Here is a 13,767-nt window from a genome sequence, read left to right as displayed (position 1 = left end):
GGTGTCTGGGAATTTAGTACTTACCCTTTCTAAAACCTAAAACAGTCAAATGTTCTTCAGCCAAAAACAGGAACCAGCAAGGCCTGTGTCTCCATTCCGGCAGTGCAGTCTTTCATAACCTGTGCAGCACGAGCGGAAAAATCCTATACTCCTCAATTTTTTTATAAAGTAATCCAAAACAATTGTCATAAGGAGTATTGTTAAGGATTCTGTTAAAAGATAAAACACAGTCAAAGCCTTAGTTGCTCATGCAGCTTTATGTACAGATACTATGGAGCGGCAACATCAGGTACCAATGCTAACCACCAGCCGGTAGCAGTATTTTAATGGGTTTTGAATCATCTTAAAATTTGCAGATAACAGAAAAGTAGAATGAAGTTGAGCAGGATCTTTGGTGTTTTGATTGCAGGGGTAGTGTTGGTGGGCTTGGGTTTTTTAGTGTTGTATTATGATCTGATAAACTATGTGATACCCGCAGAGGATAGGGTTGAGGCAAGGTTTGCAGAACCTGTGCTTGCCTATTTTCATCAGCATCAGAGTGCTGCAGAAAATAAGGTGCAGGAGATCAGGCATTATGCAGTTAAATGGAATAATTTGGGAGCATGGGAGCCCTCGCAGGAGCTGGAAGAAGCCCTGGCCGAAGATGGAGATCTGCTGTTAACTGTAGAAATATGGCCCGGTACTCGTAAAAAAGGGGCTTATAAAGCTACCTGGAAGGCAATATCCGAAGGCCGGTATGATAAAAAGATCAAACAGTTATGTGCCGCAATAGCTAACAGGCAGGGACTTACTTATCTGCGACTGAATCCTGAAATGGAGGTGCCGGTAGAATTGTATCCCTGGCAAAACCAGTCCCCGCTGGTGTACATCAGGGGTTTTCGTCATTTCGCAGGGCTATGTAAACAAACTGCACCGGCATCTAAAATTGTATGGGGCCCTGCAGGCTATCCGGGTGCAATGGAATACTGGCCCGGGGGTGATTTTGTAGATGTTGTAAGTCTTACCATCAGGGCGCAATCAGAAGAGCTTACCGATGTTTACCCTAAAGACAGTTCTGTTACAAACATCATCAGGCGTAAACTGCACAGGTTAAGATTTGCCAACAAGCCTGCACTGATCATGGTTACTGATAAGGTAAATAAGGAAGAGTACAACCCTGAAATATTTAAAGTTGATGTTGATAGCATTCGCCAGTACCTGAATGCTGCAGTGCATAACAGTGCATCGAGGCCTGGTTCGGTTACCTTAGCTGCTGATTACACAGCGGGAGAGAAGAAAGAGGCAGCAAAGGGCCTGATGCTGGGAGTATACGATCCTGAACTGGCATTAACCGACCACAGCGCAGTATCGGTAGAACATATTTTTACAGATATAGAGGAGGTCAGGAGCGGTAGCTTTCGTAAAATTTTCAATGAGGTGGTTTCCCGCAAGCATGATGTGATTGTTACCATGGAGCCCAAGGATACAACAGTGGCAGAAGGCGGGCCCAATGTTTTGGAAAAGACCCTTAGGGGAGATTATGATGATGTACTGCAGGAGCTGTATGCGACCATTTCAGATGCAGGCAGTACAGTATATTTAAGATGGGCCCATGAAATGGAAATTCCCATCACCAGGTACCAGTGGCAAAGTAAAGATCCTGTGCAGTACATCAAGGCATTTCGCTACTTTGTAGACTTTGGCGCACCGCTGGCCAGTAACATCCGCATTGTATGGGGACCCGCCGGCGACCGTGGTTCACTGGAGTGGTGGCCGGGAGACGAGTATGTTGATTACATCAGCATAGCCATTTATGGACTACCCGATAAAAATATTACTGATCATCGGAAACAGGAGTCGTTTCAACAAATCTTTCAGCGAAAGTTTTACCGGATGCGCTTTGTCGATAAACCTATCTTTATTACAGAGTTTGGTGTAAAGGGGCCAGATGATTACCAAGAACGCTGGCTGAAAGGTGCTACAAAAACAATAAAGTCCAACCCCGCTGTGGTGGGGGTATGCTATTTTAACCTGCATGATTCTCCCAATGCCTGGGGAGAAATAAAAGCACCCGACTGGAGTGTGTCAGAAGCGTCGTTCAACAGCTTTGCAGAGAGCCTGGTCGCGGAGGAGTAAACATACAGCTGCAGCTGGCCCTTTCTCGGTAGCAGGGCAGAACCTGCTGGTTTTTATGGTGAAAAATAAGAGGGGATACAATCAGAATTTTTATCTTTCCCCACTGAATTAAGGGTACTTTCGCCCTTATAACTCCAACAGCCTGCTTTGCCTTAACGGCAGCAGGTTTTACACCATAATTGCCTACTCACTGAAGTTATCCTATGCAGGAAACAATCTTATCGCGCCTGGAGGCCTCCCGCAAAGAACTGCTCGACCTGGGGCTAAGGAATCCGTTGCTGAACTACCGGGGCTCTAAAAGCAGAGGCCTGCATATTGTACAGGAAAAGTCTGCCTGCATCTATGATATACTGGTAAAGCAGGGAAAGGCCATGACTTTTCTGCCCAGGAAAAAAGCGGAGGGTGCGGCTAAAGAAGGTGAAGAGGCCGGGCTGGAATACCTGGAACCTGCAGATGCCCTGGAGCAGGCCTATGCTGATACAAGGCTCCAGACAGAAGAAACAGAGCTATCGCTTCAGAACAAGCTGCTGAACACCTATTATGCTGCCCGAACCAGCCTGGAAGAGCAGGGTGTGAACATTCTTTACATAGCCCTGGGTAAACTGCACTGGTACGAAAGCCCTGGCAGTGAGGAGGTGCGGCTTGCGCCCCTGCTGCTGGTTCCCGTTTCGCTGGAGCGCCACACGGCCAGGGAGCGCTTTCGCACCCGCTATACCCTGGCAGAATTGGAGGGAAACCTTTCACTGCAGGCAAAGCTAAAAGCAGAGTTTGGGATTGCAGTGCCTGATTTGCCCGAGGGCGATGATTTTAGCCTCGATAAATATTTCAAAGAGATAGAGGAAGCCGTGGGCCATCAGCCTAGCTGGAAGGTAGAGCAGGATTCTATTGAACTGGGTTTCTTTTCTTTTGGCAAGTTCATGATCTACCACGATCTGGATAATGCCAAATGGCCCGAAGGCAGTAAACCAGCCGAGCATGCGGTACTACAGGCGCTGTTCCATGAAGGCTTCAGCGAGCCACCACCATCCGTTCCGGAAGATGCTTTCCTGGATGATGAAACCGAAGCAAACCAGCTGTTCCAGGCAGTAGACGCCGACAGCACACAGGTGCTGGCCATGCTGGCGGTGCATGAAGGTCGCAACCTGGTGATCCAGGGTCCTCCCGGTACCGGTAAGTCGCAAACCATTACCAACATCATAGCCAACGCCATCGGGCAGGGGAAGAAGGTATTGTTTGTTTCTGAAAAAATGGCTGCCCTGGAGGTGGTAAAGCGCCGCCTGGATACCATTAACCTGGGAGAAGCATGCCTGGAGCTGCATAGCCATAAAGCCAATAAAAAGGTGCTGCACGAGGAGCTTAGGCGTGTGCTGGAGTTAGGGAAGCCTGCCCTGCAGCATCTGGAGCAGGAGGTAGCCCTGCTGGAAGATTACCGGACAGAGCTTAATAACTACAGCAGTGCCTTAAATACAGAGGTGGGACAAAGCGGTCTTACGCCCTACCAGGTAAAGGGGCACTTGTTGCAGCTGGCCGAAAAGATCAAAAGCGTTTCTTTGCAGCAAATACCACTCCCTCATCTGCGCAGCTGGGATGGCGGAACCATGCGAAAGGCGGAGGCGATGGCAGATCGTATCCAGGCCCGGTTAAAAGACATTGGCACACCGGCTAAGCTTCGCTTCTGGGGCAGTGGTTTAAAAGTGTTGTTACCCCACGGGCAGGAGCGTTTACAGCAGCTGTTGCAGGGGGCAGAGCAGGCTGTTGAAAACCTCAGGCAGCAGAGCACAGCAGCTGCAGAAAGCTTCGGACTCACACCCCCCACCGACAGAAGGGATAGCCTGAAGCTGCTGGACATTGCAGAAATTCTTTCCCGGCAACCCGATCTAAGCGAGCTGGCTGTAGCCGAAGATGCTTGGATGTTCCAATCGGCAGATATAACAGAGCTGCTGCAAACGGGCAGGCGCTTGGCAGCACTGCACCAGCAGTACCAGGATATATTTATTGCCGAAGCATGGGAGCAAAATGTGCTGGAGATCCGGCAGAACCTGCTGGCGTGGGGCGATAAGTGGTACAAATTCATCGTAGGTGATTACCGCAGGAGCAACAAACAGCTGGCTGGTTTGCTAAAAACAGCATTGCCAAAAGATGTAGAAACCAGGCTTAAATGGGTGGATAGTATCCTGGAGGCAAAGCAGCTTAGCCACCAGCTGGCTAAACACGAAAACCTGGCTGCACGCATTTTTGGCAGGCGCTGGCAAAAACTAAAGTCAGACTGGGCCGCCCTGGCTGCCGCTGCCCATTACCTGGCAGAGCTGCACCAAAAGATCAGGAACCGGAAATGGCCTGTGGAGATTCTGGAATATACAGGAGCTAACCCGGATGCTGCAGTTGCTAAAAAACACTACCATTTGCTTGGCGACAGGCTGGGGGAGCATGAGGCAGAAATCCAGGAAGTAGTGAGGAAAACAGCGCTTGACGAAAACTTACGCTTTGCCGGATCCACACTCTTGCTACAGCCCTTTGTGCAACAACTGGCGTTAATCAGCGACTGGGTTGCGCATCTGCCCGAGATTCACCAGGTAGTATCCTGGAATAACCTGGCAGAAACAGCTGCCGAAGAAGGCTTCTCTGGCCTGGCAGAGGCATCCATTCATTGGCCTATTGCCAAAGATTACCTGAAGTTCAGCCTGCAAAAAGCCTGGTACGAGTATTTGCTGGAGCAGGCAATAACGGAAGCACCGGCCCTGCGTAAATTTGAACGCAGCAGCCACGAGGAGGCAGTTAAACATTTTCAGCGCCTGGACCTGCTGAACCTTCAGTATAACCGTGCAAGAGCCGCTTCCCGGCATTGGGAGAATATTCCGCGGCTGGAGGCCGGCGGACAGGTTAACATCCTGCGCACCGAGTTTAACAAAAAGGCCCGCCACATGCCCATCCGCAAGCTAATGCGGGAGGCTGGGCTGGCTATTCAGGCAATCAAGCCGGTGTTTATGATGAGCCCCCTTTCCATTGCCAACTTCCTGCCCCCGGGTAGTATGGAGTTCGATCTGGTAATTTTTGATGAGGCCAGCCAGGTGCGGCCGGTGGAGGCGCTTGGGGCTATTTTAAGAGCAAAGCAACTGGTGGTGGTGGGCGATACCAAACAGCTGCCCCCTACCAGCTTTTTCGATTCGCTTACCAAAGAAGTGGAGGACGAAGAAAACGTTACTGCTGATCTGCAAAGTATCCTGGGTATGTGCGATGCCCAGGGAGCACCCCAGCGGATGTTGCGCTGGCACTATCGCAGCCGGCACGAGTCGCTCATCAGCCTTTCCAATCACGAATTTTATGAAAACAAGCTGGTGATCTTTCCCAGCCCCGGGGCTAAAGACCGCATGGGGCTGGTATTTCATCACCTGAAGGATACTGCTTACGACAGGGGCAAAACCCGCACCAACCCACAGGAAGCTTCTGCTGTAGCTGATGCCGTGATGGCCCACGCGCTTAATACGCCACATCGTACATTGGGAGTAGTTGCTTTCAGTACTTCTCAGATGCAGGCCATTCAGCAGGAGCTTGAGGTAAGAAGGCGTAAGCATCCTGAGCTGGAGGAATTTTTCCAGAAACATCCCCACGAGCCGTTTTTTGTAAAGAACCTTGAGAACGTGCAGGGCGACGAACGGGATGTCATCTACATCAGCATTGGTTATGGCCGCACCAGCGAGGGTTATGTGAGCATGTCGTTCGGGCCTCTGAACAACGAAGGAGGCGAGCGGCGCCTTAACGTTCTTATCACCAGGGCAAAGCTGCGTTGCGAGGTGTTCACCAACATCACGGCAGATGATATAGATACCGGGCGCACAAAGAGTGTGGGCATCAGGGCACTAAAAAACTTTCTCTACTATGCCCAGCATGGCAAGCTGAATTTTGCCGAAGAAAGCGGCAGAGCAGCCGAGAGTCCCTTCGAAGAAAATGTAGCCCTCCAGCTGGAGCGCCTCGGTTATTCTGTTAGAAAGCAGGTGGGCTCCCAGGGTTTTTACATCGATCTGGCCATTGTAGATCCCGAACACCCCGGCAGGTACCTGCTGGGCATTGAATGTGACGGCGCCGCCTACCACTCCGCCCGCTCTGCCCGCGACCGCGACAGGCTGCGGCAGCAGGTGCTGGAAAACATAGGCTGGCGAATTCACCGCATCTGGAGTACCGACTGGTTCCGCAACCCGGAGCGCGAACTGAAAAGAGTGGTAGCTGCCATTGAAGCCGCCCGCAGCATGTCAGCCCTGGACGATGAGGAAGCTGGGCAGGACGAGCAGCCAGCAACTCATGTATTTCTAAGAGAAGAAGGGGAGAGACCCGGTACGACAGAAGTGCCAGCCTACACCTATGCCAGCCTGCCTGCTGAAATAGCAGCACAGGAGCTCCATCTTTATCCGCTGGAAAAGCTTGCCGGCTGGTTGAGCAGGCTGGTGGAAACAGAAAGTCCTGTGCATTTCGAGGAGGCAGCCAGGCGGATGGTAGAGGCTGCAAAAATTACCCGCGTAGGACCCAGGATCAGGCAAAGCCTGCAGGAAGCACTAGCCTATGCGCATGAAAAGGGAGAGATCATCAGCAGGGGCGATTTTCTATGGCACCCACAGATGCAGGAGCCACCCATCAGGGATCGAAGCAGCTTTCCATCAGGCTCTAAGAAGCTTAAATTCATTGCTCCCGAAGAAATAAGCCTGGCAGTGGAAAAGGTGGTGAAAGCCTCCGTTGCCATCCAGCCTGAGGAGGCAGTTCCGCTCATCGCCAGGCTCTTCGGCTTTTCAAGAGTAACTGAAGACATGAAACAGGAACTTCTGCAGGCGATAGATCAGTCGATCCGGGAAGGCAAAATTGTGCAGGATGGGGATTGGCTAAGGATGCCTGATAAAGTAGTTTAGGCTGAAGTCTGGTTGAGCGGAGCATAGCCAGGACTGAAGTCCTGGGCTGGTTATGCAAATCTTTTTGTTCTGGAGAAGTAAATAGATAAAGATACTTAGCCCAGGGCCCGGAGGGGTGCAGTCAAAGTTTTGGAGACTTAGGAACAAGCCCGCACCAGCTCATCCACAGCAATCTGAATATCCTTTTCGGTGGTGCGCCAGTTTACCAGGGCTGCCCTTAAGCCGGGGGTGCCTTTGTAAACTGTAGGCGTCACAAACACTTTGCCGCCTGCATAGAGCTTCTCCAGTATTTGTTTTAGCTTTTCGTTACGGCCCTTTTCTTCGCTTGTGGTAAAGCAAACCACATTTAGCCGTACGGGTGCTAAAAGTTTATAACAGCCAGAGGCTACGAGCGCCTTTCCCAGCTGCCTGGCCTGCGCTATGTTGGTTTCTACAATTTGCTGATAGCCCTGCTTTCCGTAGGCCATCAGCGTAAACCATACCGGCAGGGCTCTGAACCGCCTGGAATTCTCGGGTCCAAAGTTACCATAGGAGAAATTTTCCATGGGGTCTCCCAGGTAAGGGGCATTGGAGTTCTGGAATGTTTGTGTTTGCAGCAGGGCATGCTCCTTTCGGGTAAAATACAGGGCGCTATCATAGGGTACGTTCAGCCATTTGTGGCAGTCCACAGTAATGCTGTCGGCGCCTTGCCACCCTTCCAGCAGGTGGCGGTATTGGGGCGATAGGGCGGCAAATCCACCAAAAGCAGCATCTATATGCCACCAGAAGCGGTACTTTTCTTTTAGCCTTACAATGGCTGCCAGGTCATCGTAATCTACTGTATTAACGGTGCCACCACTGGAGATCAGGATAAAGGGCTCCTCTGGTGCAGATGTGAGCAGGCTTTCCAAGGCATTCATATCAATGGCTTCTCGATCGGGCAGGGTAGGCACCAGCTGTACCTGACTGCTGCCTATGCCCAGCATGGCCAGGGCTTTGAGCGAAGAGGAGTGAGGCACTGCCGCATACACCTTTACAGGAAGCTGCAGGCCCTCCCGTGCAATGTCTTTCTGATATTGATGCCCGATCCATTGGCGGGCAACAGCCAGGGAGGTGAAGTTAGAGAGGGTGGCCCCTGTTACAAAGCCACCGTTAAAATGCTGCGGAAGCCCAAAAAGATCCAGTAGCATTTGGATGGTCTGCTGCTCAACGGCTGCCGAGGCATCGCCTTTACCATGGGTGTATTGGGTATTCTGATCAAAAACAGCTGTGAGCCAGTCGCCGGCAATAGCAGCAGGTGTACCGCCGCCGGTTACAAAACCAAAATAGCGGGGACCCGAGGCTGCCAGGAGTAATGGTTTGATCTGCTGCAGGAATAGCTGTGTAGCTTCTGCTGCTCCCGGGCCATTCTCTGGCAGGCTTAGTGATATAGGAGGGACCTCTTTCAGGCTGGTAGGATGCTCATGGATGTTAGTTAGATAATTGGCTGCAATGCTGCTTAGCTGCCGAAACAGCTCCTCTATATTGGCTGAATCGTGCAGGAGCATGTTGTTTACAGAATTGTCATCAAGGCTGGTAGGGGCAGCTGTTGTCATGGATGAGGTGTTTTGCATGATCTTCTGATCAGTAAAAAAATTACTAGTTATATTGTTCTGGGTGTCAAGCAGCTGTAAGGTTCAAACCTAGCTGTCTATGGTTTATTGGGAAAAAATCTATTCTGAAATTCTGCACCACTGGCTGCTTCAAATCCTTGCACAAAATTCAAAATAAAAATAAAGAAAGAACAGATGTACTTTTTGAAAATTAGAGCATAACAGTTTGTGGCATTGTGTTCACAAAAAACCGGATTCTTTCCATAATCTCATGTGTTGGCTTTCATTTGCTTCCAAAATCTTTTAGATTTTAAACCTAAAGAAATAGCCGGTGCAGATAGTCAAAGAGGCCTTGCTCTATTTCAGGGAAGGCAATTCAGATAAAGTTTACGAGCTTGAGCTGCAGGAAGTAGGGGCAGGAGAATATGTAGTGAATTTCCGCTACGGCAGACGGGGCACTGCTTTGCGGGAGGGTACCAAAACCATTTTTCCCGTTTCGCTGGCAGAAGCAGAAAAGGTATATGAAAAGCTGCTGAAAGAAAAGACCGATAAGGGATACCAGTCTGCAGGCAGTGCAGGAGCAATTCATCATTCAACACTTAAGGGAGCAGCCACAGGGCAGGAGCAGGCAGTAAAAGTACTGGAATACCTGCGCATTGCTGCCCAGGGCAGGTGGCAGGACGATCACTGGAAACTCTCCCGTCTGGTCTGGCGTGCCGGTGAGCTGAGGTTGAAAGAAGCAGAACCCTACCTGCTAAACCTTCCCCGGCATAAGGATGAATTTTTTAATTATGCCCTGGCCTGGAGCCTGGGGCGCTGTGCAGGTCCCCTCGCTACCGATAAGCTAATGGAGCTTAGGCGCAGCACCGAGCCGAAAATTGCACGAATTGCCACCGTAGCCCTCAGCAAAGCCGGTACCCCTGCGGCTCAGAATGCACTGGATGATGAGCTGATGGGCAGGCTGCCTTCTACCCTGCGGGAAGCTCTTCGGAACAAAAATGCTTCGGCCCTGCTGGAGGGGCTCAATGAATTGCTTTACGAGCTTAGGAGCCGGCAGCCCGATTTCTTATTTACCATTTACCTGCTTTCGCGTAAGCACTCTTTTGTAAGCCCTGTACTCCAGCTTGTTTTGCAAACGCTGCCTTTCCGGCCGCCCTATTTTCAGCAGATCCGCTACCTGCTGAAAGCAAGTGAGCTATTGGATGATACCAGGGTGTGGGGGGTGATCAATGCCCGCATTGATAAAAATCAAAGCTATTTCAAGAAGAGCCGCTGGGGTGGTGGCGCTCTGGTGGAGGGTGAGTACATCCGGCATATCGATACTGAGCTGAAGAAAGATAATTCCAGGGCTGCGTATTCCGACAAAACAAGGAAGTATCTTCAGAAAAGGGCACTTCGCCTCTTTACACGCATGGGTGAGGCAGGCGATAGTAGCTATACTGCTTTTGCCCGGGATTTGCTGCTACAGTTTACAGATGCCGATAACAAGGGGCCCAGCCAAACCTACACCTACGACTATGATCCCCAGACGCGCAGAAGTACCCTGCTCACCATCCATTATCCTCCCTTCTGGCAGTATCCGCTCCTGAACCTGCTGCTGTACCGCAACAGCCAGCGCTTCGAGCTGCCGGCCAGAACCCTTAAGCTGCGCTACCGGGCAACACACCTGCCGGAAGGTTCCCCTGTAGCTCCAGCTGGCACTGCCCAGCCGGGTGCGGCCCAGCCGGGTGCGGCCCAGCGGGAAGAGGCGTTTCCGGCCCTCTGGGATGCTGCACCACAGGATCTTGTGGTGCTGTTGCAGGCAAACCAGTGCCAGCCGGTAAATACATTTGCAGTGAAAGCCTTCAGGGCTAACCCACATGCAAAAGATTATACCTCTCCTGCGCTGGTACTGGATCTGCTCAACAAGGTTTACCCCGAAAGCCATGAGCTGGGACTTGAACTGGCCAGGGAACGCTACGATCCTGACAATCCCGATGTAGAACTTCTTTTTGCCCTGCTCAACTGTAAGCTACTGGAGGCGCAGGCGCTTGGCATTAGCTGGCTGCAGGCTGCCAGAAGAAAGTTGCTGCAGGAAAAAGAAAATGTAGTGAGGCTGCTGCTGGCAAAGCAGCCTGCGGTTGGCCAGTGGACAAAAGATAATTTAAGTCCTAACCTGTTTTCCACTACCCTTGCCAGGGGCATTGTGGAAGATGTGCTGCAGCAACTGCCAGTGCTGGTGCCACCGGATGCAGAGGTTGCTACAGCCAATGCCTGGGTAAGTCAGGTAGCGGATCTCCTGCTGATCCTGTTCCCGGAGGTGTTAAAAGAAGCTTCTCTTATGCAGGTACAGCTGCTACTCTCGCACCCGCTGGAGGCTATGCAGGCCCTTGGGGTAAAAATATTGCTGCGCCATCGTACCAGGGCCGAGGAACTGCCAGCCGGCCTGTTTGAGGTACTGCTGACAAGCTCATATGCATCTGTACGTGCCCTGGGAGTAAATCTGTTTGGGCAGCTTACCAATTATATTCTTTATGAGCGGCGTGAGGTGCTGGTGAGCTTTTGCCTTTCCGTTCACCCGGAGGTGCGCCAGCAGGTAATGCCCATTGTGGCAAAACTGGTGCAGTACCGCAGCGAGTTTGGGAGGGAACTGCTGCTGTTGCTTTTACCACTATTCTGGCAGAAAGAGAGCCATGAAGGCATCCATGCCGATCTGCTGGTCCTGTTTCAGGAGTCCTTACTGCCTTATTTCAAGGAAATTCCGGAAGATAAAGTCTGGAAGCTGATCGATGCCCGCTTTAGGGCCGCTCATCTGCTGGGTACTCAGCTGTTACAGCAGCACCTAAGGCTGGAAGATGTGCCCCTGGAGCGGATTGCTGCCCTCGCAAACCATGAGTTGCTGGAGCTGCGCCAACTCGCCAGGGCCTATTTCGAAAGCCATGTAGAGCAGGCACGTTACGAGCGTGAAGCAACGCTTAAGCTGCTGGATGCTCCCTGGGACGATACCTGGCTGTTTACAAAGCAGTACCTGGAAACTTACTTCAAAGCTGAAGACTGGACCCCGGCCCTGCTGGTGAGCGTCTGTGATCATAAGCGGGAAGAAGTGCAGCAATGGGGACTTCGCCTCATCAACAGGTATTTTCAGGAGGAGGATGGTGTGGAGTATATGCTTAAGCTAAGCCAGCACCCAAATACAAGGCTTCAGTTGTATGTAACTAATTACCTGAAGCAATATGCCGCCGGACAACCCCGTCGTATCGAGGCGCTGGAATATTATTTTACAGCTGTGCTCTCGCAGGTAAACAGCGGGCGGGTAGCCAAAGAGAGGGTGTTTGATTTTCTGCAGCAGGAGGCCCTGGCCAGCGAAGCGGTAGCCGTTATAGTGGTGCCCCTGATTTCCCGTATCTCCATTACCATTGCCCTGCGCGATAAAGCGCGCTGCCTGCAGCTGCTGGCCGAAATGAAAAAGAGATATCCAGGGCTGGATTCTCCTGTTTCCATCAAAGAACCTAAAACTGTATGATATTCAACTACCGCTATGGGGGAGAAACCAGGGTAAACAGCAGCTCAGCTGCCGTAGGCGTAAGCTTTGCCCCCGATACCCTGCGGGAGCCTACTTATTTTATTGGCCAGCTCAACAAGCACCTGTCGTTCCGGGAGGCAATTTCGGCCCTGCATGAGGTGGTGGTATCTGACCTGCGCTTTAAGCCCAGGGAGCGCAGCGAGTACAAAGCATGGCTGGCCGAGCAGGAACCGCTCTGGCTGGCCGAAGCCCTGGCACAAAAACAGGCGCTAAAACAGCAGATAGACCTGAAAACCCGGGAGTTGCAGGACCTTCGGGAGCAGCGCGATGCCATCATGGGCCCCTTTTATAAAGCAAGGCGCAAGTATTTCAACTACATCTACGAGCGCGACCGGGATATGTGGGTGGTGCTCGACCCGGTAATCAGTGTACATCCCGACGAGGTCTTTTTTGAATGTTTCAGCCAGGACGAATCTTCTTACGGCAAGCTTAGCTGTGGCTATGAGGTGTTCAAGAATATCGATGAGTTTAAATGCGGTACTACCAACATCGATTACTCCTCGGCTCTTTATGAGCAGTTCCAGAAGATCAGGACCTATAAGGAAACAGAGTTTAAAATAGATCCTTCGGGCTTTGAGGTGCAAACGGGACAGGACGATGGCTACCGGGAGGTGAAAATAGACCTGCCCGACTCCTGGGTGCGTGGTTTTCTGCAGGTCAGTTCTGCCATGACCATGCCCGCCAGAACGCTTTCGCTGCACCCTATGGATATGCACAACCTGCTATTTATCCTCAAGCGGCATAAGGAAAAAGAAGGGCCGCGGGCCATGCGTTTTCACCTTACCCCAGGTCTGCCCATAAAGGTAGTGTTTGAGCCCTGGAATTACGAGGTGGTGTGCGAGCGCTCTCCCTACACCGGCCATGAGCCCGATGAGATAAGGATATGGGGCAGAAGGCGTCTCCTGATCCTGGAGCGCTTGCTGCCAGTGGCAAAGCGCTTTAGCGTTACCTTGCTCGGTACGGGCATGCCATCTTTCTACGAGGCCGACCTGGGCGATATGCAATTTACCCTTGGCCTTTCCGGCTGGACGGCCAACGACTGGTCGCGGCTTGGCAACTTCGACCTGCTTGCACCACGGCGGGAAGTAGATGCCATCACCCAGCAGCAGGTATACCGGGCCCTTAAGGAAAACTGGCAGGAGAGTGCCGACTCGCTGGCGGGGCGCCTGCAACTGGATAAAAGCCTGGTGCTGGGGGCCCTCACCGCTTTTGTACAGGCCGGGCGGGCCATCTACGATATGCACAAAGGCGTTTATCGCATCAGGGAACTACGGCGGGAGGAACTGCCGGTAGCAGAGCTGCGCTTTGCCAGCATAAGGGAGGAGTTTGCGCATTTCTTTCTGAAGACCAACAGGGTAAAGCTGGGGCAGGTTGACCAGCAAGCAACAGGGACAAAAATTAAGGGAAGGGTAGAAGACAAGGGGCGCGAGTATGAGCCTGTTATTACCATCGACAGGGACGAGCGGCTGGTGCAACCTACTTGTACCTGCAATTTTTATCAGCAGAATAAGCTCTTTAAGGGCCCCTGTGAGCATATGCTGGCCCTGCGCATGCGCTGGGGGCAAAAAGCAGTAGAAAAATATTAAGAGAACAACAGAATAATATTAACTTTAAAACCAGGCAG

5 protein-coding genes are annotated in these 13,767 nt (G+C 51.6%); 4 read left to right on the top strand and 1 reads right to left on the bottom strand.

Annotated elements, in window-relative coordinates; all coding sequences use genetic code 11:
* Positions 1-372: 372 nt before the first annotated feature.
* Together KWJ01_RS18960 and KWJ01_RS18955 are read left to right on the top strand one after the other, a co-directional pair.
* Positions 373-2,115, top strand: coding sequence for a glycosyl hydrolase (locus tag KWJ01_RS18960; RefSeq protein WP_224998617.1), 1,743 nt, complete (start codon positions 373-375; stop codon positions 2,113-2,115).
* A 203-nt stretch (positions 2,116-2,318) separates the two neighbouring features.
* The gene (locus tag KWJ01_RS18955) at positions 2,319-7,010 is read left to right on the top strand and encodes a DUF3320 domain-containing protein (protein ID WP_224998616.1); all 4,692 of its coding nucleotides are present in this window, start codon (positions 2,319-2,321) and stop codon (positions 7,008-7,010) included.
* 137 nt (positions 7,011-7,147) lie between these two features.
* Here the strand turns inward: KWJ01_RS18955 and KWJ01_RS18950 are convergent, their stop codons facing one another.
* Entirely contained in the window at positions 7,148-8,602 is a 1,455-nt protein-coding gene (locus tag KWJ01_RS18950; protein WP_224998614.1) for a pyridoxal-dependent decarboxylase, read from the bottom strand.
* A gap of 310 nt (positions 8,603-8,912) precedes the next feature.
* Here KWJ01_RS18950 and KWJ01_RS18945 point away from each other — a divergent pair, with 310 nt between their 5' ends.
* Together KWJ01_RS18945 and KWJ01_RS18940 are read left to right on the top strand one after the other, a co-directional pair.
* Entirely contained in the window at positions 8,913-12,083 is a 3,171-nt protein-coding gene (locus KWJ01_RS18945; protein WP_224998613.1) for a WGR domain-containing protein, read from the top strand.
* On the top strand, positions 12,080-13,729 hold the full coding sequence (locus KWJ01_RS18940; RefSeq protein WP_224998611.1) for an SWIM zinc finger family protein: 1,650 nt from the start codon (positions 12,080-12,082) through the stop codon (positions 13,727-13,729). Before KWJ01_RS18945 ends, KWJ01_RS18940 begins: the two co-directional genes overlap by 4 nt.
* The last annotated feature ends 38 nt before the right edge of the window (positions 13,730-13,767 follow it).

This window comes from Cesiribacter sp. SM1 (assembly GCF_020178975.1).
Taxonomy (GTDB): Bacteria; Bacteroidota; Bacteroidia; order Cytophagales; family Cyclobacteriaceae; genus Cesiribacter.
This window is presented reverse-complemented; position numbering and strand designations above follow the sequence as displayed.